Below are 24687 nucleotides of genomic sequence, written 5' to 3' on the forward strand. Positions count from 1 at the left end.
GTTTTTTTGTTGCACTATATTTTACAATTTATCATACTTAAAAAGGTTATTCTTTACTAAAGAAGAACGGGGGTGCAAATTGTTTTAATTTGTTAAAACAGTCTTGTGCTTTTTGATTGTCCTCGCAGATAATTAAGCAGACATCATCACCGCAGACCGTTGCGACAATTTCGGAAAATTCTAGAGCATCTAAGATAGAGCCGAATGATTGTGCCAATCCAGGAAGAGTTTTCATGACAACTTGATGTTGAACAGGACGCAACATAATCAAGGCATCTTCCATATAGAGACGCAGGCGTTTTTCCCAGCGTGAAGGTGCCATGCTATTGATAATATAATAAGAAATATCTGCTTCGTGTACTTTTACTAAGTTCAAAGCTTTAATGTCTCGAGAAAGTGTGGATTGCGTCACTGTAACGCCATTTGCTGAAAGCAAATCTTGTAATTCTTGTTGTGTGTGAATTTTTTTCTCTAGGACAAGCGAGCGAATGAGTCGATGACGGCTTTCAATTTTATTCATATTTCACCTATTATTTTATAAACATAGCATCTCCAAAGCTGAAAAAGCGGTATTTTTCATCAATGGCATGTTGATAAGCGGAGAGCACCAATTCTCGCCCTGCAAAGGCTGAAACGAGCATGACGAGAGTGGACTTTGGAAGGTGGAAATTGGTAGAAAAAGCATCTACGATTTTCCAATCGTAGCCAGGTTTAATAAAGATGTTGGTCCAACCAGAGTCAGCTTTGATTTCCCCGTTAAACTTTGAACCAATTGTTTCTAGTGTACGGATAGAAGTTGTTCCAACTGCAACGACATGATGTCCACTAGCTTTGACTTGTCGAAGCGTGTTAGCTGCTTCTTCAGACAATGTATAGAATTCTGAATGCATCTCGTGTTCGTCTACATTGTCTACAGAGACAGGACGGAAGGTTCCTAGACCAACATGAAGCGTCAGATAGACTAATTTTACGCCTTTAGCTTCAATCTGAGCCAGCAGCTCTTTGGTAAAATGAAGCCCGGCAGTAGGAGCAGCCGCTGAGCCATTTTCTTTAGCATAAACAGTCTGATAGCGTTCACGGTCTTTTAATTTTTCATGAATATAAGGTGGCAAAGGCATTTCGCCCAGACTTTCAAGCACTTCCAAGAAAATCCCTTGGTAATGGAAACGTACAATTCGTCCGCCGTGTTCTAATTCTTCTAAGACAGTTGCTGTTAAGCGCCCGTCACCAAAAGATATAGCTGCTCCGACTTTTAAGCGCTTGGCTGGCTTCGCTAGCACTTCCCAATCATCTCCTGCGATGTTTTTCAACAGTAGTAATTCAACATGTCCGCCTGTTTCAGACTTTTCACCATGAAGGCGTGCTGGCAAGACGCGCGTATCATTCATAACCAAAGCGTCTCCAGGATGTAATTGATCAATAATGGCATCAAAGTGCGTATCTTCCATTTGACCAGTTTCGTGATTGACGATTAAAAGGCGGGAAGCATCTCGCTTTTCTAAAGGGGTTTGTGCAATTAATTCTTCTGGTAAATGAAAGTCAAAATCAGCAGTATTCATACATTCTCCTTAGGCTGTAATTAAAATCCATAACGAATAACAACAAGCAACAAGTGGCAGGCACATGAGTAAAATGCCTAAAATCAATAGGGTATAATACCAGATTCGCTTGGTTTTGAAAAGGAGCGCAGCGATAACAAATGCAACTCCCAGTAAAAATAAACAGAGTAAATAGACTAACATTCTTCTATTATAGCACGATTTTTCGTGCAAACAAGCTCGGATTTTTTAAAAAGAAACAAATTCTCTTGACAAAAATCGGTCTATACCATATAATGTAATTAAATAAGGAAAAGGAGTTTAGCGATGAGAATTATTCAAGTGGAAAATCAAGTAGACGGCGGTAGAGTAGCCTTTGAATTATTAAAAGAAAAATTAGCTGAAGGAGCTAAAACGTTAGGCTTAGCGACAGGGAGCAGTCCTTTGAGTTTTTACGAGCAAATTGTTGAAAGTGACCTTGATTTGTCAGGCTTAACCAGTGTGAATCTAGACGAGTACATAGGATTAAGTGGGGAAAATCCTCAGTCTTATCGTTATTTTATGCAAGAACATTTATTTAATCAAAAGCCTTTTAAAGAAAGCTTTTTACCAAATGGTGTTGCTGAAGATGCGGAAGCAGAAGTGAAACGCTACAACCAAATTTTGGTAGAACATCCTGTTGATTTGCAAATTTTGGGAATTGGTACAAATGGTCATATTGGGTTTAATGAACCAGGGACGAGCTTTGATAGCACGGTTCATGTAGTGGATTTGGAGCAATTAACTATTGAAGCGAATGCTCGTTTCTTTGATAAAATAGAAGATGTACCGACGCAAGCTTACTCAATGGGGATTCGGAATATTCTCGATGCAAAATCTATTATTTTATTTGCTTATGGTGCTTCAAAAGCTAAAGCGATTGCAGGAACAGTAGAAGGACCGATTACAGAAGAACTACCAGGAAGCGTCCTTCAAAAACATGAAGATGTTGTCATTATCGCAGATAAAGAAGCTTTAAGCATTTTGAAAAAATAAGAATCTATTTCCTATCTAATTTTTAGGTAGGTTTTTTGACATTTTGAAAAAAGTTCGTTATCTTATGGATAAAGTGTGCTATACTAGAAGATAAGTGAGAACTTAGGAGGATTCTAGTGAAAAAGCTGTTAGCTATTGTTTGTCTTTTTGTGTTGTATGTGGGAGTAACTGCTGCTCGTGCAGATGAGTTGGTTGATATGGCACAAAAAATGTATCCAAACGAGAAGATCAATCCAATCAATCGACCTAAATCGTCCTTGATTGTAGATGCTAATACGGGAAATATCCTTTGGCAAGACAATATTGATGAAGTTCGTGATCCTGCCAGTATGAGCAAATTGATGACCTTGTATTTAGTTTTTGAAGCAATTCAGCAAGGAAAGTTGAGCGAAAATACAGTTATCAAAGCAACACCACGTGATGAAGCAATTGCCAAAATTTACGAAATTTCCAATAATAAAATTGTGGCGGGAGTAGATTATACTGTCTCTGAATTGATTACGATGACAGCTGTTCCATCTTCAAATGCGACAACTGTTATGTTAGCCAATTATTTATCTAACAATGATCCAGATACATTTTTGGACATGATGAATGCCAAGGCAAAAGAATTAGGTATGACCAATACAAAATGGTTCAATGCTAGCGGAGCTGCAGCTGTTTCTTTCAAAGGCTTGTATACTCCACAACGGTATGATAACAATGCAGCCAATCAGACAACGGCGCGCGATTTAGCCATTTTAGGGTACCATTTCGTCAAGAATTATCCAAATATTTTAAATTACACCAATAAACCAGTCGTAACGGTAAAAAAGGGAACGCCGTATGAAGAAACCTTTGAAACCTATAATTACTCACTTCCCGGTGCCAAATATGGCATTGAAGGCGTCGAAGGTTTAAAGACGGGGTCAAGTCCACGAGGAGCTTTTAATTACATCGCAACGATTAAGCGAGGGGAACAACGTTTGATTAGTGTTATCATGGGAGTTGGGAATTGGTCTGACCAAGACGGAGAATATTACCGCCATCCATTTGGCAATGCCTTGATTGAGAAAGCTTATGCTGATTATGAGTACAAAAAAATTTTCAAGGCTGGAGAACAAACAATCAATGGAAAAAGATATAACCTGTCAAAAGATTTCTATGCAACAGTGAAAAAAGACACAGCAGCAAAAGCAGTTGTGGAAAATGACGTATTGAAAAATGATAATGGTTTGGAGCAACTTTCTTCGCTTATTTCAAACGGAGATAATGTCACAGAAGTAAAGAATACAGCAATTAAAAACAGTACAGCTAAATCAACTGTAAAAACTACAACAGCAAAATCTAGCGGAAAAAGTTTGAAGCAACTCTTTTTAGATTATCACATTCTGGTCGCAGTTCCGTTGCTTATTCTTTTGCTCATTGTCGTTTTTGAAGCAACGAAACGTAAGCAAAGAAGAAAACAGCGTACGACTAACGATACACAATTATCTCGTCGTCAGAAACGTTAATTACTCATTTGTAGAATAGAAAGCTCGATTGGTTGATCCAATCGGGCTTTGTCACCTTTTTAGGGAGAAGGAAAAATCATGTTTAGGAAATTTCAAAATAGCTATTTTGTTTATTTTTTGATGTATAATTTTTATTTTTTATCATACTCATTGTTTTCAACTTTAATTTCAGTTTATATGCTGGATAAGGGGTATTCGGCTAGTCAGGTTTCACTTGTTGTCTCTGCCTCGTTCTTTTCTTCAATGCTTGTACAGCCTATTATGGGTGTTTTGAATGACGCGATTGGCATTAAAAAAGTAACCATTTATAGCTTTCTTTTCATCATCGTTGGAGCAATTTTTTTCATGCAAGCCAATAATCTCTTGCTCTTGACAATTTGGTACGGCGCTGTTTTAATGCTAATCAACGGTGTGAATCCTGTTATGGACGTTCTAGCTGCTAGAAGCCCTTATACTTATGGGAAAATCCGTATCTGGGGGACTTTTGGCTATGCAATGGGCTCACAATTAGCAGGGCTGATTTATAAGTTCATCTCTCCGCAAGCGATTTTCATCGTGTTTATCGGTATGATGTGTGTGAGTATTCTTGGAGTGCTGGGAATTGAGCCAAAACAAGATCAGCGTCCTAAAAAAACGACACAAACGAAAAATGATTCCTATATTGGACAGATTTTTAAAAATAAAACATATTTGTTTTACCTCGTTATTGTAGCGCTCTATTCTGGAGTCGGGAATACTGGTCACACTTATATACCATCTATGTTAGAGCATAGTGGTTTAAGTGTCAATGTGGCGACGACTGTGGTAGCTATTTCTGTTATTTGTGAGTCGCCCTTGATCTTCTTTTCTTATCTTTTTATGGATAAACTTCCGATTAAAAAATTGCTTTATATTCCCCTGCTCATTTTGCTCTTACAGTATGTGATTTATGGTCTGGATTTGGGATTGACTTCCAAGATTCTTTTGACCTTGATGTCAAAGCACGCCACAGGAATGTTGTTGATTATGGTGACTTTAAAGATTGTTGCTAATGTAGTAGATGAAAAATATATGGTGACAGCTATTGCCCTTGTTCAAACAGCCCGAAATTTGGGAACCATTCTTATCCAAAATATTGCAGGAGACATTATTGACAAATCTGGCTATGAAATGATGAGCTTTTTCTTAGCTGGTGTGATGATTGTAGTGCTTGTTTTAGCCTTCTTTTTGAAAGTGCCAAACAAGCCAAATCAGAAATTATTCGGTTAAAATAAGAGAGGTATAAAAAATCTGGATTGAAAGTCTCCAGCTTCATAGCATATTGTATAATAAAGCAATGACGAATTAGTTACCGGATAAGGCTCATGAAACGAGTCTTAACCTTGTTTGCTTTTTAAGCTCGAAAAAACACTTTTGATGAAAACGTCGTTTTTGCCATTCACCATCTCAACAGTCTCTCAGGCTGTGGAGTGAGACAGAACTAAAAATTTTCAAATTTTAGTTCTGTTTCACTCTTTTTAATTTACTCATTTAGTTTTTTCTTAAATAAAAAGAGCCAAACATAGGCAATCAGGCTGACACATCTATAAACGACTAAAAATGGAAGTGTAATACTAACAGGCTTGATACCAAGTAGAAAAAGTCCTGTTTTTAAAACTCCGTCTATAAAACCAGCAAAGATAAAAGTAGAAACTTTCTTTTGCTGAAAGAAAGGAGGTAAGCTAAAAGGAAAAGTAAAGAGGGAAAGATAAAACGGGCGTGAATCAATGGGTAAAAAGTACAATAAAAAAGCTATCATAGTACAAGTTATAGCAATAATAGGTATATAAATCAAAAACTTTTTGTAATCATGAAAGAATTTTGTAATCATAGCGGAATGAGATGACCTTTCTTAGATAGAGAAACATAATGTAGATTTTATATTCTTTTCCTTCATTATAGAAAGAAATGAGCCGAAAAAGCAACCGCTTTCACAATCTTTGGATTTATTTTCCGCATTGCTGTGGCAAAAATATGGGTTTTAAAAGCGCTTTCTTAGGAGTATAATAAAAGTATCAAAATCAGGAGGACTTTAGACATGTCAACATTTAAAGACGGATTTCTCTGGGGTGGAGCAGTTGCAGCTCATCAACTAGAAGGTGGTTGGCAAGAAGGCGGCAAGGGCATTAGTGTGGCTGATGTGATGACAGCAGCTCGCCATGGGGTTCCGCGTGAAATTACGGCTGGAGTGTTGCCAGGCAAATACTACCCAAATCATGAAGCAATTGATTTTTATCATCTTTATAAGGGGGACATTGCTCTGTTTGCGGAAATGGGTTTCAAGTGCTTCCGAACTTCTATTGCTTGGACGCGGATTTTTCCTAAGGGAGACGAAGAGCAGCCCAATGAAGCTGGTTTGCAGTTTTATGATGACCTTTTTGATGAATGTCTCAAATACGGGATTGAGCCAGTTATTACTCTGTCGCATTTCGAAATGCCTTATCATTTGGTGACCGAGTATGGTGGCTGGAAAAATCGTCAGGTGATTGACTTCTTTGTCCGTTTTGCAGAAGTTGTTTTTGAGCGTTATAAGGATAAAGTCAAATACTGGATGACTTTCAATGAAATCAATAACCAAGCTAATTATCAGGAGGATTTTGCTCCCTTCACTAACTCTGGGATTGTCTACAAGGAAGGCGATGATCGCGAAGCAATCATGTATCAGGCGGCTCACTATGAGCTGGTAGCTTCTGCGCGAGCAGTTAAAATCGGTCATGAGATCAATCCTGACTTCCAAATCGGTTGTATGATTGCCATGTGTCCGATTTATCCAGCTACTTGCAATCCTAAGGACGTCCTCATGGCGATGAAAGCTATGCAGAAGCGTTATTACTTTACAGATGTGCATGTCTTTGGCCGATATCCTGAGCATATTCTCAAATACTGGGAAAGGAAGGGAATCAAGGTGGACTTTAGCGAGCAGGATCAAAAAGACTTGCTAGAGGGCACTGTTGACTATATTGGTTTTAGCTACTACATGTCCTTTGCTATTGACTCCCATCGGGAAAATAATCCTTACTTCGACTATATAGAGACTGAAGATTTGGTTAAAAATAACTTTGTCAAGGCTTCTGAATGGGAATGGCAGATTGACCCAGAAGGCCTGCGCTATGCTCTCAATTGGTTTACGGATCATTATCATCTACCGCTTTTCATTGTGGAAAATGGCTTTGGAGCTATTGACCAAGTGGAAGCAGACGGTATGGTACACGATGATTACCGGATTGACTATCTGGGTGCTCATATCCGCGAGATGAAAAAGGCCGTGGTAGAAGATGGTGTGGATCTCATGGGCTACACGCCTTGGGGCTGTATTGACCTAGTATCAGCAGGTACGGGTGAAATGCGCAAACGCTATGGATTTATCTATGTCGATAAGGATGACGATGGCAAGGGGAGTTATGAACGTTCACCGAAGAAGTCCTTTAACTGGTATAAGGAAGTCATTGCATCAAATGGAGAAACTGTAACTAGATAAGGGATTTTATGAGTAAAAAAATAACCTATGTCATCAAATTTTCTAAAGGAGTCGCTGTGCCAGACTTGGCTGCCAATCCAGCTATCACTCAGCATTTGACGATTAAGTTGAAAAATGCAGACGGCTTTTTCGTAGACAGTGACATCAATGATGCCAAGATTCGCGAATTGATTATGGAAATCTATGGTTTGGAAAAGAAGGATGTCCAGGTCCTGTTAAAATATCCAGGTATCATGAATGCCTACATCTGATGGAAAGACACTGATCCCAAAAGGAGTGGAAGAGGAATGGAGATTTTTCTTCCGCCCATTTTCTTTGAGAGGAAAATGTACTTTTCTTCGTCAAACTCTTCAAAATAGATGGTTGGTGGGTATTTCCAGTCAATAAAATTTGATACAAGTTGAAGAGTTTTTCGTAGACTATGCGTCACTTGGCCATAGGCTCATCAAGAGCGCTGGTCGTTACTTATTATTCAGGAGATAAACATGATTGGCAGTATTGCTGCTATTTTAACAACCTTTGCCTTTTTGCCCCAGGTTTTCAAAGTCATCAAGACCAAGGACACAGAGTCTATTGCGCTTGGCATGTATCTGATGCAAGTTGTTGGTATTGCTTTGTGGCTGTTTCATGGCTTGGTGATTAACGATCTGCCTTTGATTATGGCTAACAGCGTTTCTTTGGTTTTATCAGGAACTATTCTCCGTTATAAGTTAAAATATAAGTAAAAAAAGTGACTAAGGAAATGTTTCCGTTTAACTAAGGAAAAAAATAAGATGGAAGTTGAAATCGTTTTCATCTATAATGAGTTTATAAAATAAATTTTATTTATAAGGAGAAAATCTTATGGCTAAAGCATTGATTATCTGTGCAGCAGGTATGTCATCTTCTTTGATGGCAAAGAAAACAACGGAATTTTTAAAGAGCAAAGGGCATGACATTGAAGTAGATGCTATTAGTGCGACAGAAGGTGGAAAAGCCATTGCTGCTGCTGAATTTGATCTTTATCTCATTAGCCCTCAAACAAAAATGTATTTCAAGCAATTTGAGGATGCTGGAGCAAAAGTCGGCAAACCTATTGTACAAATTCCTCCGCAAGCCTACATTCCTATTCCAATGGGAATTGAAAAAATGGCAAACCTCATCTTGGAAAAGATTTAAATTTTCAGCTCAAAAAGGGTAAAATAGTTCTTATAAATGCGGAAGGAGAACTGTATTGCTACATCAGAAAGAAAAATTGATTCTTCAATCTTTGTTGGAAAATAAAGATCATTATATTACAAGTAAGGAATTAGCTAGTCAGCTTTCTTGCTCTGATCGTACGATAAGAACTTACCTGAAATCATTGATGGATTGGAAGCCTGATGAAACTGGTTGGAAGATTACAGCCAAGCAAGGTTATGGTTATCGACTTGAACTTCAAGATAAAGCTCTCTATCGAAACTTTATAGAAACAGAATTTTTTACAGAGCAAAACTCTGCTAAGACTGAAAATATAGAGGATCGTTACAATTACATTTTAAATAAATTGCTCTTTGAGCAGGAAAAACTTTATTGTGATGACTTAGCAGAAGAGCTGTTTGTCAGTCGTTCAACCTTGTCAGCGGATTTCAAGAAAATCAGACAAGACTTGGCAAAGTATGATTTACAAATCGAGAGCAAAGCCAATCGTGGTGTTTATGTAAAAGGCAGCGAACGCAATAAACGACGTTTTATCATGGATTACTTTTTTCGTGATAATTTCTTTCAAAGTTTGCACAATTACATTAACATTGAAGTTCTAGGACGGCAAATCAGCTTAGAAGAATTGACGATTATCGTATTGGACGAATGTCGTGAAGGTCACTTAAAGTTGTCAGATTTTGTGATTCAAAATTTAGTCATTCATATTGCCTTATCGTTTAAAAGGATTGCAGAAGGCTTCCAAATTAGCAAGATTGAAGACTGGGAACAAGGTAATTATCTGGCAGAACGAAAGATTGCTGAGAAAATTTTACACAGAGTGTATTTGGCAACTGGGCTGGAATTTCCCAAAGAAGAAGTAGACTATATCACGCTCCATTTGATTTCAAAAGCTTCTTGTCAAGAAAGCCAGAATACCAAAATAGACACCAATCAAGAAATTCGCAAGCAGCTACTAGAGGCGTTAGAGCAAGTCGAGCATGTCAAGGCTTATCAATTTCAGCATGATTTTCAATTAGTTGAAGGAGTTGTTGTTCATTTATCTACTTTCTATGTGCGTTTGCAAAATCATGTGATGCTTGAAAATCCCCTTTTACAGGATATTCAACAGCAAGCACCAGCAGTTTTGGAAATGACACGAGAAATTTTGCAGGAAATGCCGATTTTTTCTAAGGAAGACTTATCAGATGATGAAGTGGCTTATGTGGCACTGCATTTCATGGCTGCTTTGGAGCGATTAAAGGAAAAGCAAAAGTTTAACATTTTGGTGATTTGTGCTACGGGTTATGGATCGGCATTAATGCTAAAAAATCGGATTGTCAATGAGCTGGGTAACTTAGTTCACATTGTAGATGTGATTGGTTATTATGAGTTGGATGATGAACGTTTGAAAGATATTGATGTCATCATTTCGTCTATTGACTTGTCAAATTTAGTCTTTAGTGTTCCTGTTTTTACTGTTAGTATCTTTTTAAATGCAGAGGAATTAAAGTCCATCAAGCAAAAGGTCAGTCAGTTAAAGCCGATTGGAACCTGTTTGCCAGTTAAAGCGATGATAACATTTGATAAAGATAGTGAAAGGATTTTTGATGAATATTTCTCTCCATCTTGTTTTATTCTCATGCAGGATGCGACAAAAGAGCAGATTTTGCAAGAATTATTAACAAAAATGGAGCAGGGAGAAGAAAAGGATTTTGTTACACATATGCAAGAGCTAATCAAGCAGCGTGAAAAGATGAGTTCTGTCGTTTTTTCAGAACAAGTTGCGGTGCCTCACCCGATTAAGCCCCTTGCAAAGAATCATAAAATTGGTGTTGCCATTGTGAGAAATGGCGTGCAGTGGAATGAAGAAAGTCCTAAAATTCAACTCATTTTTCTCCCTTCTCCGTCCGTTTATGGGAATGAAGAAATGGCAACGTTGACATCAAAGATTGTTGATTTGTTAGAGCAGCCTGACCTGCAAGCAAAGATATTGAGCTGTCAGTCGTTTACAGAATTTAAAGCATTATTTTTAAACATAAAGTAAAGGAGATTGTCTATGAATCAGGAAGAATTACAAGTTGCAGCTTTTGAAATTATCCTGCATAGTGGTTCAGCAAGAACAACAGTTCATGAAGCATTTGCAGATATGCGCGAAGGGCATTATGATGAAGCTGCTGAAAAGTTAGAAGCTGCCAATGCAGAACTATTGGAAGCTCATCATGCACAAACAAATTTGCTACAAGAATACGCAAGTGGAACGGAAATCAAAATTGAAATTATCATGGTGCATGCTCAGGATCATTTGATGACAACTATGACCTTGCGTGAGGTAGCACTTGAAATGCTCAGTCTTTATCGAAAGATTGAAAAGTAAAAGATGAATGAAAGGGGAAAACATGACTGAAAAAGAGAAACAAGAACTAGAAGCAAGACGAAAAGAAGCAGCAATAAAAAACATGTACTACACGCGTTTCTTTTCAGTCCGCTACGCGACAGCATTTTTCTTCTTTGCTAATCTTTATTGGATGCTAATGCTGTATCTTTCAAAGGCTGGTTTAGTTTTGCTGTTGCCTTTGTTGCTAACTGTTCTAGCGGCGTTGGCAATGTGGGAACAAACACGAATGTACAGCGTTCATCAAAAAGAAGCGACATTAACGCGGTTCTTTTACAATATTTCTGCTTTAGCAAATGTTTTGCTACTGATAATTGTTTTTGTGGGACAGTATCATTTCCTCTTTCCATTTTTTTCGATTAGTACAACCACTGTAACCGTTTTAACGGTTGTACTTTTATTGGGGCTACTTTTAGCCATTCTAATGTTAAGAAAATTAAGTCGGATTCATCACCATACAGATAAGCAATATAAACGCATTCAAGAATATATTGCCACTGTTCAACGTTAGTTTATAAATTATATTTCAAACATCATAGGAGGATATATTATGAATAAATTGTTTGAATTTCTAGAAAAGTACCTCATGGGACCAATGGGGAAAGTCTCTACTTGGCGTCCTGTTCGTGCTATTGTTGCTGCCGGGATGGCCAGCATTCCCTTTACAATCGTAGGGTCTGCTTTCTTGGTTCTTAGTGTTATACCGCAAGCCTTTAATCTTCAATTTATTGTTGATTTGTGGGCGAATTCATTTGATAAGATTCAAGCTCTATACTTGTTAGCTTATAAGTGTACAATGGGGATTTTGTCTCTCTATTTTGCCATCGTTATTGGGTATGAATACACAAAAATTTATGTCGAAGAAGAAGGGCTCAACCTCAATCCACTCAATGGTGGTCTCTTAGCGGTATTTGCTTACTTTTTGACCATTCCTGAATTAACTTATTCTAAAGGAGTGATTTCAGCCGTTACAGGAAAAGCAACAATTGGTGGTTGGACTGTTGGCGGAGATAGTTTGACACGTTTATCTACATCAGGTATGTTTACTGCGATTCTGATGTCCATTCTCGCTGTGCAACTATATCGCCTTTGTGTGCAGAAGAATTGGGTCATCAAGATGCCTGAAGCTGTTCCAGAAGGAGTTGCTCGTTCATTTACAGCCCTCATTCCAGGTTTTGTCATTGCATTTGCAGTACTCTTCATTAACGGTATCTTTATCCTATTTGGTACAGATATTTATAAAGTTATTGCAATTCCGTTTGCCTTTGTTAGCCATATCACTAATACATGGCTAGGTATCGTTGTGATTTACTTATTGGTTCATGCTCTTTGGATTGTCGGTATTCACGGTGCTAATATCGTTATGGGACTGGTTAATCCGATCTTGCTTGCTAATATGGCACAAAACGTTGACGGCAAATTCATTGCTTATGCAGGTGAATTTACCAACTCTTATGTAACAATCGGTGGTTCTGGTGCGACCTTATTGCTTTGCTTCTATATTGCTTTCCGTGCGAAGTCAGATCAATTACGTATGCTTGGAAAAGCAGCTATGGGTCCAGCTATTTTCAACATCAACGAACCCCTTATCTTTGGTCTACCAATTGTGTATAATCCAATGTTGACCATTCCGTTTATTTTGGCTCCAATTGTCTCTGCTTCAATTGGTTACTGGTCTGTCCGACTTGGACTAGCTGGTAAAGCAATTGCCCAAACACCATGGCCAACACCTATTGGTCTTGGAGCTTATGTTGGTTCAGGTGGTAATATTGGTGCTTTCGTAGTTGCACTTGTCTGTGCTCTGTCTGCCTTTGTGATTTGGTATCCATTTATTAAGATGTATGATACGAAGTTGTACAAAGAAGAAATGGGCGGCGCTGAAGCGATTCAATAATTTTGTTTCCCCTTATAAAAAATTTGAAGCTGGAACGAAAGTCTCCAGCTTCAATTTATATAGTGCAATAAACCAAGGTCGCAGTAGCTGTTTGCTCAAAGCACTACTTTGAGGTGGAGGATGAGAGTGGGGCAGAAATCAGTAGTTTTGTAGAAACTTGATTTCATCGTCCCACCTCCGCACGGTTGAGTAGGGCTGTAAAAGTTGATTTATCAACATATTAGAGTCCACTCAACTACTGTGTCTTATAATTCTAACTATATAAACAAAGGAAGCTGAGCACTTTGCCCCACCTTCAAAGTTCTTCATTTTTCAAGCTCAGAAAAGCACTTTTGATAAAAACTTTGTTTTCTTTATCCACCAGCTCAACAGTCTGGAAGACTGTTGAGCAACTTTGCGGGGGTGAAACAGAACTTAACTTAAAATTTTTAAGATGAGTTCTGTCTCACTCTTTTTTTACGAATAATTTAAGTAAAAGGGGAAAATAATCTATGTTAATGGCTTGTCAGGAAAACGGAAAAATGCTAAATGCTGTGGAAGATACGGTAAATCCGTTGGATAGGTTTCTCTGCCCGGCTTGTAAGGAAGCGGTGCGATTTAAGAATGGCAAGGTGATGCGATCGCATTTTGCTCATATTTCCTTGAAAAACTGCCATTTTTCTACGGAAAATGAAAGTGCAGAGCACCTAAATCTGAAAACTGCTTTGTTTACTTGGGCTAGAAAATCCAATCATGCGATTCAAGTAGAAGCTTATTTACCAGAATTGCAGCAAATCGCAGATTTGTTAGTTGAAAAACAAATTGCGCTTGAAGTTCAGTGTAGCTCGCTTAGTCAAAAACGCTTAAAAGAGCGTACGGACAGTTATCGTCAGCATGGTTATCGCGTCTTTTGGCTCTTGGGAAAGAAACTTTGGCTGAAAGATTCCTTGACCAATTTACAAAAGGACTTTCTCTATTTCAGTCAAAATATGGGCTTTCATCTATGGGAATTAGACGAACAGCAACAGCTTTTGAGGCTTAAATACTTGATTCATGAAGATTTGCATGGCAAGGTTCAGTATAAGGAGAAAAGTTTTGCTTTTGGTAAAGGAAACCTTTTAGACATCTTTCGTCAGCCATTCTGCAAGCAGGAAATGACGAGTTTTCTGGCAAAAGAAGATAAAAATATTTGCAGTTATGTGCGCCAGCAGCTCTATTATCAGCAGCCCAAATGGATGAAATGGCAGGCAGAATTGTATCAAACGGGTGATAATTTATTAACCAAAACGGCTAGTGACTTTTACCCGCAAGTCCAACCTGTTCGTTCCAGCTCTTTCTGCCAGATTTTTCAAGATCTCACACCTTATTACCAGCAATTTTCAGCTTATTATGAAAAAGAAAAAAATAAAAATTTCCAAATTCTCTATCCTCCAGCTTTTTATGCAAAGATTTTTGGCAATATTTATGATAGAATAGGAAGGACGGAGGAAATTTTATGGCAAAACAAAGAAATGAAATTGAAGAAAAATACACTTGGGACCTAACAACGATTTTCACAACAGATGAAGCTTTTGAGGCAGAGTTAACTCAAGTTTCAAAAGAATTAAAAGAAGCCAGCAGCTTAGCAGGGCATCTTTTGGACTCATCTGACAGCCTTTTAAAAACAACAGAAATCCAATTGGACTTGATGCGTCGTATCGAAAAACTCTATTCCTATGCTCACATGAAAAATGACCAAGATACGCGCGTGGCAAAATATCAAGAATACCAAGCCAAAGGAATGGCCATTTATAGTGAGTTCGGACAGGCCTTTGCTTTTTATGAGCCAGAATTTATGGCAATCACAGACGAGCAATATCAGACTTTCTTAGCTGAAAAGCCCGAATTGCAAATCTATCAGCATTTCTTTGATAAGCTACTGCAAAAGAAACCTCACATCCTTTCTCAACGTGAGGAAGAATTGTTAGCAGGAGCTGGTGAAATTTTTAGTGCTGCGGGTGAAACTTTTGGAATCTTAGATAATGCTGATATTGTCTTTCCAACCGTGCACGACGAAGAAGGAAATGAAGTGCAATTGACGCACGGAAATTACATTAGTTTAGTGGAGTCGAAAAATCGTACAGTCCGCAAGGAAACTTATGAAGCGCTTTACAGCGTCTATGAGCAATACCAACATACTTATGCTAAGACACTCCAAACGAATGTTAAAGTTCATAATTACAATGCCAAAGTTCGTAATTTTTCTTCTGCGCGTGAAGCTGCTTTGTCTGCTAACTTTATTCCAGAAAGTGTTTATGATAGCTTAGTGTCTGCGGTCAACAAACACTTGCCACTCTTACATCGCTACATTGCCCTACGTGCAAAGATTTTAGGCCTTTCTGATTTGAAAATGTATGACCTCTATACACCATTGTCAGAAGCAGATTACAAATTTACTTATGAGGAAGCCTTGATGAAAGCAGAAGAAGTCTTAGCTATCCTTGGAGAAGATTATCTAGGTCGAGTAAAAGAAGCCTTTTCAGATCGTTGGATTGATGTTTATGAAAACCAAGGCAAGCGCTCTGGGGCTTATTCTGGTGGTTCTTACGATACCAATGCTTTTATGTTGCTCAACTGGCAAGATACGTTGGACAATCTTTTCACGCTGGTTCATGAAACAGGTCACAGTATGCATTCTAGCTATACTCGTGAAAATCAGCCATACGTTTACGGAGATTATTCTATTTTCTTAGCTGAGATTGCTTCTACGACCAATGAAAATATCCTGACGGAGAAATTATTGGAAGAAGTAGATGACGATCAAACCCGCTTTGCGATTCTGAATCATTTCTTGGACGGTTTCCGTGGAACTGTTTTCCGCCAAACTCAATTTGCCGAGTTTGAACATGCCATTCACAAAGCTGACCAAGAAGGTCAAGTCTTGACGAGTGAATTTTTGAATGATTTGTACGCAGATTTGAATGAAAAATATTATGGTTTGACGAAAGAAGACAACCCACAAATTCAATACGAATGGGCACGGATTCCGCATTTCTACTATGATTACTATGTTTTTCAATACTCAACCGGTTTCTCAGCTGCTTCTGCCTTAGCAGATAAGATTGTTAACGGAACGCAAGAAGATAAAGAGAAGTATCTCAACTACTTGAAAGCAGGAAATTCTGATTATCCGCTAAATGTCATTAAAAAAGCTGGTGTAGATATGGAAAAAGAAGACTACCTCAATGCTGCTTTTGCAGTCTTTGAACGTCGTCTTGATGAATTTGAAGCACTCGTAGAAAAGTTAGGACTGGCATAAAATGGTTGAATCCTATAGTAAAAATGCCAATCACAATATGCGTCGTCCCGTTGTCAAAGAAGAAATCGTCGATTTTATGCGGACACGGCAAAAGCAAGTTTCGGGCTCCTTAAAAGAGCTCGAAACTTTTGCTCATGCAGAAAATATTCCCATTATTCCTCACGAAACAGTTGCCTATTTTCGTTTTCTGTTAGAAACTTTACAGCCACAGAAGATTTTGGAAATTGGGACAGCCATTGGTTTTTCAGCTCTTTTAATGGCAGAACATGCACCGCACGCACAAATCACAACGATTGATCGAAATCCAGAAATGATTGCTCTTGCCAAAGCGAACTTTTCCAAGTTTGATAAGCGCAGGCAAATTACATTGCTGGAAGGAGATGCAATGGATATTCTTCCTCATTTGAAAGATTGCTATGACTTTGTCTTTATGGACTCTGCTAAGTCCAAATACGTTGTCTTTCTGCCGGAAGTTCTGAAGCGTCTTGCTTCAGGAGGGATTATCATCATAGACGATGTTTTCCAGGGTGGTGATATAGCGAAAGACATTAAGGAAGTTCGCCGAGGTCAACGAACGATTTATCGAGGGTTGCACCAATTATTTGATAAAACACTGAATCAGCCTGAATTGACTTCAACCTTGCTACCACTTGGCGACGGCATTCTGATGATTAGAAAAAAATGAGATTCTTAATATTTTCCTAAATTTTCAAAGTTTTTAGGAAAATTTAAGATATTAAATCTATTTTATGGTACAATAAGAAAGTGAATTAAAAAAAGGAGTTTTCATAATGAAGAAAAAAATTCTAGCAGGAGCCATTACGCTTTTGTCAGTTGTAACATTAGCGGCATGCTCGCAAGCTGGTGGTAAAGATATTATCACGATGAAAGGAAATACAATTACTGTCAATGATTTCTATGACAAAGTAAAAAATAATGCAGCTGCTCAACAAGTACTTCTCAATATGACCATTCAAGAAGTTTTTGAAAAGAGCTATGGTAAACATGTTACAGAAAAAGAAGTCAATGAAACGTTCAATAAGAGTAAGAGCACTTACGGAACTGCTTTCCAACAAGTATTGGCAAGAGCAGGATTGACGGAAGATACTTATCGTGAACAAATCAGAACCAATAAATTGGTCGAATATGCTGTCAAAAAAGCAGCTGAAAAAGAATTGACAGATGCAAACTATAAAAAAGCATACGAATCTTATACACCAGAAGTGACTGCTCAAATCATCAAGGTAGATAGCGAAGATAAGGCAAAGGAAGTATTGGAGAAAGCAAAAGCTGAAGGTGCTGATTTCGGACAAATTGCCAAGGAAAATTCTACGGATACGAAGACCAAAGATAAGGGTGGGGAAGTGAAGTTTGACTCAGCTTCAACAGATGTTCCAGATGCTGTTAAAAAAGTGGCTTTTTCCCTTGAAGCAAACGGTATTTCTGATGTTATCACCGTTAAATCATCAACCTATTCTTCAAGTTATTATATTGTGAAACTAAATAGTAAGTCTGAAAAATCAGCAAACTGGAAAGACTACAAGAAACAACTGAAAAATGTTATCTTGACACAAAAACAAAATGATCGAACCTTTATCCAAAAAATTGTTGCCAAAGAATTACAAGCAGCCAATATTAAGGTGAAAGATCAAGCTTTCCAAAATCTGTTCTCACAATATGTCAAGTCAGATAGCAAATCAACATCTAGCTCGTCATCTTCATCAAAATAAGTTGACGAAAAGCTCATAAGTGAGTATAATAGGACTATTGAGAATTGATTTTTGACCTCTTAGTTCAGAGAATTGGCGGTGCTGCAAGCCATGTAAGAACGAAAATCATGCTACTCAAAGGAAAAATTGCATATATAATGAGAATGACAAGTTCATTGAATGAAGGTGGTACCGCGGTTTTTCGCCCTTCGTCTAGTGGACTTGTCTTTTTGCGAGGAACCGTCATGAAGACTTATCTTGTAAAACAAAAATTTCGCTTTGGTGGTGAGAAATTTGACATCAAAGATGATCGTGGGAACATTGATTATCAAGTGGAGGGAAGCTTTTTAAAAATTCCCAAAACTTTTACGATTTATGATGACAAGGGTGAAGTGGTCAGCCAAATTCAAAAGACTGTGCTAACAGTCTTACCTCAATTTGAAATTCAATTGCGCAATGGTTCGAGTTTTTATATCCGTAAAAAATTCACTTTTTTACGAGATAAATATGAATTTGATAACTTAGATCTGCGCATCGAGGGGAATATCTGGGATTTAGAATTTCGTCTGCTGGATGCGCAGGGACAAGTGATTGCAGAGATTTCAAAAGAACTCTTGCACCTGATGTCCGCTTATCAAGTTGTAGTTTATGAAGATGCCTACGCGGATTTAGTGGTTTCATTGTGTGTGGCTATTGACTATGTAGAAGCTCTTGAAAGTAGTTCTTAAAACTCACATGGGCAATAGAAAAATCAGTTAGAGAAATGTTTTAAGGAGAAGAAAATGAAACAATTATCAAGTGCTCAAGTACGCCAAATGTGGCTAGATTTTTGGGCCTCAAAAGGACATGCTGTCGAACCGTCTGTTAGTCTAGTACCGGTCAATGACCCGACTCTACTCTGGATTAACTCTGGCGTTGCAACATTAAAGAAATATTTCGACGGGACTATTATTCCAGAAAATCCACGGATTACCAATGCGCAGAAAGCGATTCGGACGAATGACATTGAAAATGTCGGAAAAACAGCACGTCATCATACTATGTTTGAAATGCTGGGGAATTTTTCTATTGGTGATTACTTCCGTGATGAAGCGATTGAATGGGCATTTGAGCTCTTGACTAGTCCTGATTGGTTTGATTTTCCAAAAGACAAGCTCTACATGACTTACTATCCAGATGATCATGATTCTTATAATCGTTGGATTTCAGTTGGTGTCGATCCAAGTCATTTGATTCCAATTGAAGACAATTTCTGGGAAATTGGTGCAGGACCTTCTGGACCAGATACAGAAATCTTCTTTGACCGTGGGGAAGCATTTGACCCTGAACATCAAGGAATTCGTTTGCTTGCAGAAGATATTGAAAATGATCGTTATATTGAAATTTGGAATATTGTTTTGTCCCAATTCAATGCTGATCCAGCTGTTCCAAGAAGTGAATACAAGGAGTTGCCGCACAAAAATATTGATACGGGTGCAGGTCTAGAGCGCTTAGTAGCTGTTATTCAAGGGGCAAAGACCAACTTTGAAACAGACCTTTTCATGCCGATTATTCGTGAAGTAGAGAAGTTATCTGGTAAGAATTACAATCCAGATGGTGACAATATGAGCTTCAAGGTCATTGCAGACCATATCCGCTCTCTGTCATTTGCTATTGGCGATGGTGCGCTTCCAGGAAATGAAGGACGTGGCTATGTTCTGCGTCGTTTGCTCCGTCGTGCTTCGATGCATGGTCAAAAATTAGGAATCAATGAGCCTTTCCTTTATAAACTTGTTCCAACTGTCGGAAAAATTATGGAAAGCTATTATCCAGAAGTGCTTGAAAAGCAAGATTTTATCGAAAAAATCATTAAAAGTGAAGAAGAATCTTTTGCTCGCACGCTTCATTCAGGTCAACACTTTGCACAAAGTATTGTAGAAGAGTTAAAGGTAAAGGGACAGTCTGTTATTTCAGGAACGGATGTCTTTAAACTGTACGACACCTATGGTTTCCCAGTAGAATTGACCGAAGAAATTGCCGAAGAAGCTGGTATGACAGTAGACCGCGAAGGCTTTGAAGCTGCTATGAAAGAGCAGCAAGAACGCGCACGGGCTAGTGTGGTTAAAGGTGGATCTATGGGCATGCAAAATGAAACCTTGCAAAACATTACAACTGAAAGCCACTTTAACTATGAAAAAGAGGCTTTATCTGCGGAGTTGGTTGCGATTGTGGCAGATGATAAAGAAGTAGAAGAAGTGGCTTCTGGTAAAGCTTACCTCGTTTTTACAGAAACGCCATTTTATGCTGAAATGGGCGGACAAGTAGCAGACCACGGACAAATCTTTGACCTTGCAGGCAATCTCGTTGCACAAGTCGTAGATGTTCAAAAAGCGCCGAATGGACAACCGCTCCATACGGTAGAAGTGGTGTCACCACTCACGCTAAACCAAGAATATAAGCTTGAAATTGACCACAATCGTCGTCACCGTGTTATGAAGAATCACACAGCAACACACTTGCTTCATGCGGCTCTTCACAATGTTTTAGGCAAACACGCAACGCAAGCAGGTTCTCTCAATGAAGTAGAATTTCTTCGATTTGACTTCACTCATTTCCAAGCAGTTACAGCAGAAGAGCTACGTCGCATTGAGCAAGAAGTTAATGAAAAAATTTGGGAAGCGATTGACATCAAAACGATTGAAACAGACATTGATACGGCTAAAGAAATGGGTGCGATGGCTCTCTTTGGAGAAAAATACGGAAAAGAAGTTCGTGTGGTGACAATTGGAGATTACTCTATTGAGTTGTGTGGCGGTACTCACATGAAGAATACTTCTGAAATTGGTCTTTTCAAGATTATCAAAGAAGAAGGAATTGGCTCAGGAACTCGTCGTATCCTCGCTGTGACGAGCAAAGAAGCATTTGAAGCTTACCGTGAGGAAGAAGATGCTTTGAAAGCTATTGCAACGACACTGAAAGTCCCACAAATGAAAGAAGTTTCGCATAAGGTTGAAGCCTTGCAAGAACAACTTCGCCAATTGCAAAAAGAAAATGCTGAACTGAAAGAAAAAGCAGCAGCAGCAGCTTCAGGTGAAGTCTTCAAGAATGTTCAGGAAGCTAATGGACACAGCTTTATTGCCAGCCAAGTTTCTGTATCTGATGCGGGTGCTCTACGCACTTTTGCAGACACTTGGAAACAAAAAGACTATTCAGACGTTCTTGTCCTTGTGGCAGCCATTGGTGAGAAAGTGAATGTCCTTGTGGCTAGCAAGACAAAAGATATTCATGCTGGCAATTTAATCAAGGAACTTGCTCCAATCGTAAATGGTCGTGGTGGTGGTAAACCAAACATGGCTATGGCTGGAGGAAGCAACCAAGCAGCTATTCAAGAATTACTTGCAGTTGTTCCTGAAAAAGTATAATGTCATATACTTTAAGTGAGATAGATCTGTGCTTGTCTCTACAAGGATTTCAAAAAATGAAATCTAAGAGAGTTGCATAAAAATCATACAAAAAACGAACAGTTTCGATATTCTGTTAGTCAGAACATCGGAATTATTCGTTTTTTTATTTATACGATTAAGTTCTGGCGTTTTATAAATCCAAAAATAGCTTTCATATTTTTGATAGTTACAATTTTATAAAAATATGGTAAAATAGTTTTGGAGATAAAACGCTTTCATACAGCTAATTATGTTGCGATAAAAAGACAAATATTGCCAGTTAGCGTATGATTTTTTGTAAAAATTTACAAATTTATGATAAAGGAGATGATGTCGTTCAGTAGTACAGTTTAAGGTAGCGGAAACATGCTTTTTAAAGAGAGAAAGGAGATTCTTATGGGACTCATTAAAGCAGGAATTGGTGCCGTAGGCGGCGTATTGGCTGACCAATGGAAATAATTCTTTTACTGTGATGCCATGGACAAGTCCGTCATGGTGGTCAAAGGACAAAAGCAAGTATCTGGACGTTCATCTAATACGAAGGGCAGCGACAACATTATTTCGAATGGTTCTGGAATTGCTGTTGCAGATGGTCAGTGTATGATGATTGTTGAGCAAGGAAAAATTGTTGAAGTCTGTGCTGAGCCTGGTCAATTCACTTATGACACTTCTAGCGAGCCGAGTATTTTTACAGGTAATTTAGGTGATTCCATTAAGAAGACCTTCAAACAAATCGGAAAACGGTTCACTTATGGTGGTGACACAGGCAAAGATCAACGTGTTTATTATTTCAATACAAAAGAGCTGATTGATAATAAGTTTGGCACACCAAATCCGATTCCGTTTCGTGTGGTGGATTCAAAAATCGGCTTAGATGTGGATGTTTCTGTCCGTTGTTCTGGTGTTTATTCTTATAAGATTGCAGACCCACTTCTTTTCTATACCAATGTCTGTGGCAATGTCGAAAAAGAATATTTGCGTGAAGAATTAGAATCACAGCTAAAAACCGAATTTATCAGTGCCCTCCAACCAGCTTTCGCTGCATTATCTGATCTAGAATTGCGGCCAAATCAAATCGTTAGCCACAATACAGAACTTGAAAATGCTATGAATGAAGCACTCTCTAGCAAATGGGGCGAGCTTCATGGCTTGAAAGTCGTCAGTGTAGCTCTTGGTTCAGTAACTCTTCCAGACGAAGATGCTGAAATGATTAAGCAGGCTCAACGTGTGGCTATTATGAAGGACCCAACCATGGCAGCGGCTACCTTAGTCGGTGCACAGGCAGATGCTATGAAAGCAGCGGCTGAAAATCCAGGCGGTGCGATGACTGGCTTTATGGGAGTAGGAATGGCAGCGGGCGCAGGCGGCATGAATGCTCAAAATCTTTTTGCGATGGGATAAGAGCAAGCAGCTAGTCAGCAAACGCAAACAGCGAGTGCAACCTCTCAAACCCAAACTACTGCAGATAAATTGACTTGTCCAAATGGACATGAAGCTTCAGGTAAATTCTGTCCTGAATGCGGTTCACCAAAACCTGTGAGTGACAGCTGGACTTGTACTTGTGGGACTGTCAATAATGGTAAATTCTGTTCAAACTGTGGTCAACCGAAACCAGAAACCCGCCGTCAATATCGTTGTAGCAATTGTGGCTGGCAACCAGAAGATGCTTATAATCCACCTAAATTCTGCCCTGAATGTGGCAATGTATTTGATGAAAATGACCTTGTTTAAAAGCTTTTCTAACTATCTCATAGCTCGATGACAGTAGAAAGGAGGTCATCATGGCTGATTTACAAGAATATAAATGTCCAAATTGTGGTGGTGCTCTTGAATTTAATAGTTCAATCCAGAAAATGAAGTGCCCTTATTGTGATTCCGAATTGGATATGTCAAGTTTGAAGGAATTGGATGAACAATTAAAAACCCAGACTGATGAAAATATGACCTGGAGTACGCAGGCTGGTGGTGAATGGGATACGGGCGAGATTGATCAGCTATCAGTTTATGTCTGTAAATCTTGTGGTGGTGAAATTGTTGCTGACGAGTCAACAGCAGCCACTTCGTGTCCATTCTGCGATAATCCTGTTGTTATGATGGGGACGCTTTGCTGGTGATTTAAAGCCAGATTATGTGATTCCATTCAAATTAGATAAAAAGGCAGCAAAGGCGAATCTGAACAAGCATCTCATGGGGAAACGTCTCTTGCCAAAAGTTTTTAAAGACCAAAATCATATTGATGAAGTAAAGGGGGGGTATGTTCCGTTCTGGCTTTTTGACACAGAAGCAGATGCGGATGTTCATTATAAAGCAAGCAGGATTAGAACATGGAGTGATAGTGAGTATGACTATACCGAAACAAGCTATTTTTCAGTTATTCGTTCCGGTCAGTTAGCGTTTGAACATATCCCGGTAGACGGTTCAAGTAAATTGGATGATCAATTAATGGAATCCATTGAACCCTTTGATTTTTCAGAAGCTGTTGATTTTCAGACAGCTTACCTAGCAGGATACCTAGCAGATAAATATGATGTCGGAGCCGAGGAGAGCATTACTCATGCTAACAGCCGTGTCAAGCAAAGCACGGAGGAAGCCTTTGAAGATACAGTTACGGGGTTTTCTACCGTTACCCCAGAATCTTCGAATATTCGCTTGATAAATGGTTCAACTAAGTATGTTCTCTATCCAGTTTGGCTCTTAAATACGACTTGGAGGGGCAAAAAGTTTGTCTTTGCGATGAATGGTCAGACTGGTAAATTCGTCGGAGATTTGCCCTTAGACAAGCAAGCTTATAGACGTTGGCTAATCGGACTGGGCGTGGCGGCAAGTATAGTTAGTTATGCGGCTGTATGGCTGATTCACTTACTGTAAGAAGGGAGGATGAGATTATGTTGAAGAAATTCATAACATTACTGACAACTCTTCTTCTCTCCTTTCTCATGATTGGGACTGTCTGTGCAGAAGAAACCAGCTATATTCGTGATGAAGTCTCAGCCTTTTCAAGCAAGGAAATAACAGAGATTAACAAAGCGGCTAAAGCTATTGAAGAACAATATCATTTTAAAGTTTACTTTTTGGCAGCAAAATCAGTAGGTGAAGATGGTATTTTGTCTGATGCTGAAAAGGTTTATCAAGAATCTGCAGGCACAGCTGAAGGTATTCTCCTTGCTGTTGATAAAGAAAAAAAGAATGGATCCTATATTATGCCGGAAACGCTAAAGAAAAGCTAGGAGCAAAGAGTGACGACATACTTTGGAAAGCTTTTGAGAGTGG

The 24687-nt window shown here is 38.6% G+C and carries 21 protein-coding genes and 2 pseudogenes; 20 read left to right on the plus strand and 3 right to left on the minus strand.

The genetic code is table 11. The features are described 5' to 3' along the window. Nucleotides 1–46: 46 nt before the first annotated feature. A complete protein-coding gene (locus HMPREF2574_RS06070; protein ID WP_003031885.1) occupies nt 47–520 on the minus strand; it encodes an arginine repressor in 474 nt (157 codons plus the stop codon). 10 nt (nt 521–530) lie between these two features. Then, entirely contained in the window at nt 531–1559 is a 1029-nt protein-coding gene (queA, locus tag HMPREF2574_RS06075) for a tRNA preQ1(34) S-adenosylmethionine ribosyltransferase-isomerase QueA (RefSeq protein ID WP_024051965.1), read from the minus strand. A 306-nt stretch (nt 1560–1865) separates the two neighbouring features. Here queA and HMPREF2574_RS06080 point away from each other — a divergent pair, with 306 nt between their 5' ends. The 3 genes from HMPREF2574_RS06080 to HMPREF2574_RS06090 all read left to right on the plus strand — a co-directional run bounded on the left by HMPREF2574_RS06080 (nt 1866) and on the right by HMPREF2574_RS06090 (nt 5314). Further along, a complete protein-coding gene (locus HMPREF2574_RS06080) occupies nt 1866–2573 on the plus strand; it encodes a glucosamine-6-phosphate deaminase (RefSeq protein ID WP_070241586.1) in 708 nt (235 codons plus the stop codon). 116 nt (nt 2574–2689) lie between these two features. Beyond that, complete coding sequence (locus HMPREF2574_RS06085) at nt 2690–4066, plus strand: DUF1958 domain-containing protein (RefSeq protein WP_024051963.1); 1377 nt, start codon at nt 2690–2692, stop codon at nt 4064–4066. 78 nt (nt 4067–4144) lie between these two features. After that, nucleotides 4145–5314 (plus strand): MFS transporter, encoded by a 1170-nt coding sequence (locus tag HMPREF2574_RS06090; RefSeq protein WP_070812304.1) that lies wholly within the window; start codon nt 4145–4147, stop codon nt 5312–5314. A 253-nt stretch (nt 5315–5567) separates the two neighbouring features. On the opposite strand, the gene HMPREF2574_RS06095 is transcribed toward HMPREF2574_RS06090, so the two are convergent. Beyond that, nucleotides 5568–5915 (minus strand): hypothetical protein, encoded by a 348-nt coding sequence (locus HMPREF2574_RS06095; protein WP_070584228.1) that lies wholly within the window; start codon nt 5913–5915, stop codon nt 5568–5570. 207 nt (nt 5916–6122) lie between these two features. Here HMPREF2574_RS06095 and HMPREF2574_RS06100 point away from each other — a divergent pair, with 207 nt between their 5' ends. The 17 genes and pseudogenes from HMPREF2574_RS06100 to HMPREF2574_RS10905 all read left to right on the plus strand — a co-directional run bounded on the left by HMPREF2574_RS06100 (nt 6123) and on the right by HMPREF2574_RS10905 (nt 24644). Beyond that, the gene (locus tag HMPREF2574_RS06100) at nt 6123–7562 is read left to right on the plus strand and encodes a 6-phospho-beta-glucosidase (protein WP_070812305.1); all 1440 of its coding nucleotides are present in this window, start codon (nt 6123–6125) and stop codon (nt 7560–7562) included. An 8-nt stretch (nt 7563–7570) separates the two neighbouring features. Beyond that, nucleotides 7571–7813, plus strand: coding sequence for a hypothetical protein (locus tag HMPREF2574_RS06105; RefSeq protein WP_024051959.1), 243 nt, complete (start codon nt 7571–7573; stop codon nt 7811–7813). 234 nt (nt 7814–8047) lie between these two features. Then, on the plus strand, nt 8048–8287 hold the full coding sequence (locus tag HMPREF2574_RS06110; RefSeq protein ID WP_024051958.1) for a SemiSWEET transporter: 240 nt from the start codon (nt 8048–8050) through the stop codon (nt 8285–8287). Between the two features lie 118 nt (nt 8288–8405). Further along, complete coding sequence (locus HMPREF2574_RS06115; protein WP_003073302.1) at nt 8406–8720, plus strand: PTS cellobiose transporter subunit IIB; 315 nt, start codon at nt 8406–8408, stop codon at nt 8718–8720. Between the two features lie 55 nt (nt 8721–8775). Next, on the plus strand, nt 8776–10767 hold the full coding sequence (locus HMPREF2574_RS06120) for a BglG family transcription antiterminator (RefSeq protein WP_070812306.1): 1992 nt from the start codon (nt 8776–8778) through the stop codon (nt 10765–10767). A 12-nt stretch (nt 10768–10779) separates the two neighbouring features. Beyond that, entirely contained in the window at nt 10780–11097 is a 318-nt protein-coding gene (locus HMPREF2574_RS06125) for a PTS cellobiose transporter subunit IIA (RefSeq protein ID WP_021001470.1), read from the plus strand. 22 nt (nt 11098–11119) lie between these two features. Further along, on the plus strand, nt 11120–11626 hold the full coding sequence (locus HMPREF2574_RS06130; RefSeq protein WP_024051956.1) for a hypothetical protein: 507 nt from the start codon (nt 11120–11122) through the stop codon (nt 11624–11626). A gap of 39 nt (nt 11627–11665) precedes the next feature. Next, complete coding sequence (celB, locus tag HMPREF2574_RS06135; protein WP_024051955.1) at nt 11666–13009, plus strand: PTS cellobiose transporter subunit IIC; 1344 nt, start codon at nt 11666–11668, stop codon at nt 13007–13009. Between the two features lie 491 nt (nt 13010–13500). After that, nucleotides 13501–14532 carry a competence protein CoiA gene (locus HMPREF2574_RS06140; RefSeq protein ID WP_024051954.1) on the plus strand — a complete coding sequence of 344 codons (1032 nt, stop codon included), beginning with the start codon at nt 13501–13503 and terminating at the stop codon, nt 14530–14532. Further along, nucleotides 14484–16286: an oligoendopeptidase F gene (gene pepF / locus HMPREF2574_RS06145; protein WP_070241593.1), complete on the plus strand. Its 1803-nt coding sequence runs from the start codon at nt 14484–14486 to the stop codon at nt 16284–16286. Before HMPREF2574_RS06140 ends, pepF begins: the two co-directional genes overlap by 49 nt. A 1-nt stretch (nt 16287) precedes the next feature. Beyond that, nucleotides 16288–16971, plus strand: a complete 684-nt coding sequence (locus HMPREF2574_RS06150) for an O-methyltransferase (RefSeq protein ID WP_070812307.1) — start codon at nt 16288–16290, stop codon at nt 16969–16971. A 106-nt stretch (nt 16972–17077) separates the two neighbouring features. Further along, nucleotides 17078–18016 carry a peptidylprolyl isomerase PrsA gene (gene prsA, locus HMPREF2574_RS06155; protein WP_024051951.1) on the plus strand — a complete coding sequence of 313 codons (939 nt, stop codon included), beginning with the start codon at nt 17078–17080 and terminating at the stop codon, nt 18014–18016. Between the two features lie 137 nt (nt 18017–18153). Then, nucleotides 18154–18723: an LURP-one-related/scramblase family protein gene (locus HMPREF2574_RS06160; RefSeq protein ID WP_081333904.1), complete on the plus strand. Its 570-nt coding sequence runs from the start codon at nt 18154–18156 to the stop codon at nt 18721–18723. 54 nt (nt 18724–18777) lie between these two features. Further along, a complete protein-coding gene (gene alaS / locus HMPREF2574_RS06165) occupies nt 18778–21396 on the plus strand; it encodes an alanine--tRNA ligase (protein ID WP_024051949.1) in 2619 nt (872 codons plus the stop codon). Between the two features lie 417 nt (nt 21397–21813). Then, nucleotides 21814–23148, plus strand: a pseudogene (locus tag HMPREF2574_RS06170) (SPFH domain-containing protein). A 50-nt stretch (nt 23149–23198) separates the two neighbouring features. Further along, nucleotides 23199–24285 (plus strand): annotated as a pseudogene (locus tag HMPREF2574_RS06175) (hypothetical protein). 17 nt (nt 24286–24302) lie between these two features. After that, on the plus strand, nt 24303–24644 hold the full coding sequence (locus HMPREF2574_RS10905) for a TPM domain-containing protein (RefSeq protein WP_224783946.1): 342 nt from the start codon (nt 24303–24305) through the stop codon (nt 24642–24644). The last annotated feature ends 43 nt before the right edge of the window (nt 24645–24687 follow it).

The organism is Streptococcus sp. HMSC034E12 (genome assembly GCF_001835915.1).
Lineage (GTDB): Bacteria > Bacillota > Bacilli > Lactobacillales > Streptococcaceae > Streptococcus > Streptococcus vaginalis.

Excerpts from the sequence above, each read along its gene's own strand:
- HMPREF2574_RS06080 (WP_070241586.1), top strand. The coding sequence starts at position 1,866 with ATGAGAATTATTCAAGTGGAAAATCAAGTAGACGGCGGTAGAGTAGCC.
- HMPREF2574_RS10905 (WP_224783946.1), top strand. The coding sequence starts at position 24,303 with ATGTTGAAGAAATTCATAACATTACTGACAACTCTTCTTCTCTCCTTT.
- HMPREF2574_RS06115 (WP_003073302.1), top strand. The coding sequence starts at position 8,406 with ATGGCTAAAGCATTGATTATCTGTGCAGCAGGTATGTCATCTTCTTTG.
- HMPREF2574_RS06140 (WP_024051954.1), top strand. The coding sequence starts at position 13,501 with ATGTTAATGGCTTGTCAGGAAAACGGAAAAATGCTAAATGCTGTGGAA.
- HMPREF2574_RS06160 (WP_081333904.1), top strand. The coding sequence starts at position 18,154 with ATGAGAATGACAAGTTCATTGAATGAAGGTGGTACCGCGGTTTTTCGC.
- HMPREF2574_RS06130 (WP_024051956.1), top strand. The coding sequence starts at position 11,120 with ATGACTGAAAAAGAGAAACAAGAACTAGAAGCAAGACGAAAAGAAGCA.
- HMPREF2574_RS06110 (WP_024051958.1), top strand. The coding sequence starts at position 8,048 with ATGATTGGCAGTATTGCTGCTATTTTAACAACCTTTGCCTTTTTGCCC.
- HMPREF2574_RS06070 (WP_003031885.1), bottom strand. The coding sequence starts at position 520 with ATGAATAAAATTGAAAGCCGTCATCGACTCATTCGCTCGCTTGTCCTA.
- prsA (WP_024051951.1), top strand. The coding sequence starts at position 17,078 with ATGAAGAAAAAAATTCTAGCAGGAGCCATTACGCTTTTGTCAGTTGTA.
- HMPREF2574_RS06150 (WP_070812307.1), top strand. The coding sequence starts at position 16,288 with ATGGTTGAATCCTATAGTAAAAATGCCAATCACAATATGCGTCGTCCC.
- HMPREF2574_RS06125 (WP_021001470.1), top strand. The coding sequence starts at position 10,780 with ATGAATCAGGAAGAATTACAAGTTGCAGCTTTTGAAATTATCCTGCAT.
- celB (WP_024051955.1), top strand. The coding sequence starts at position 11,666 with ATGAATAAATTGTTTGAATTTCTAGAAAAGTACCTCATGGGACCAATG.
- HMPREF2574_RS06095 (WP_070584228.1), bottom strand. The coding sequence starts at position 5,915 with ATGATTACAAAATTCTTTCATGATTACAAAAAGTTTTTGATTTATATA.
- HMPREF2574_RS06090 (WP_070812304.1), top strand. The coding sequence starts at position 4,145 with ATGTTTAGGAAATTTCAAAATAGCTATTTTGTTTATTTTTTGATGTAT.
- pepF (WP_070241593.1), top strand. The coding sequence starts at position 14,484 with ATGGCAAAACAAAGAAATGAAATTGAAGAAAAATACACTTGGGACCTA.
- alaS (WP_024051949.1), top strand. The coding sequence starts at position 18,778 with ATGAAACAATTATCAAGTGCTCAAGTACGCCAAATGTGGCTAGATTTT.
- queA (WP_024051965.1), bottom strand. The coding sequence starts at position 1,559 with ATGAATACTGCTGATTTTGACTTTCATTTACCAGAAGAATTAATTGCA.
- HMPREF2574_RS06100 (WP_070812305.1), top strand. The coding sequence starts at position 6,123 with ATGTCAACATTTAAAGACGGATTTCTCTGGGGTGGAGCAGTTGCAGCT.
- HMPREF2574_RS06105 (WP_024051959.1), top strand. The coding sequence starts at position 7,571 with ATGAGTAAAAAAATAACCTATGTCATCAAATTTTCTAAAGGAGTCGCT.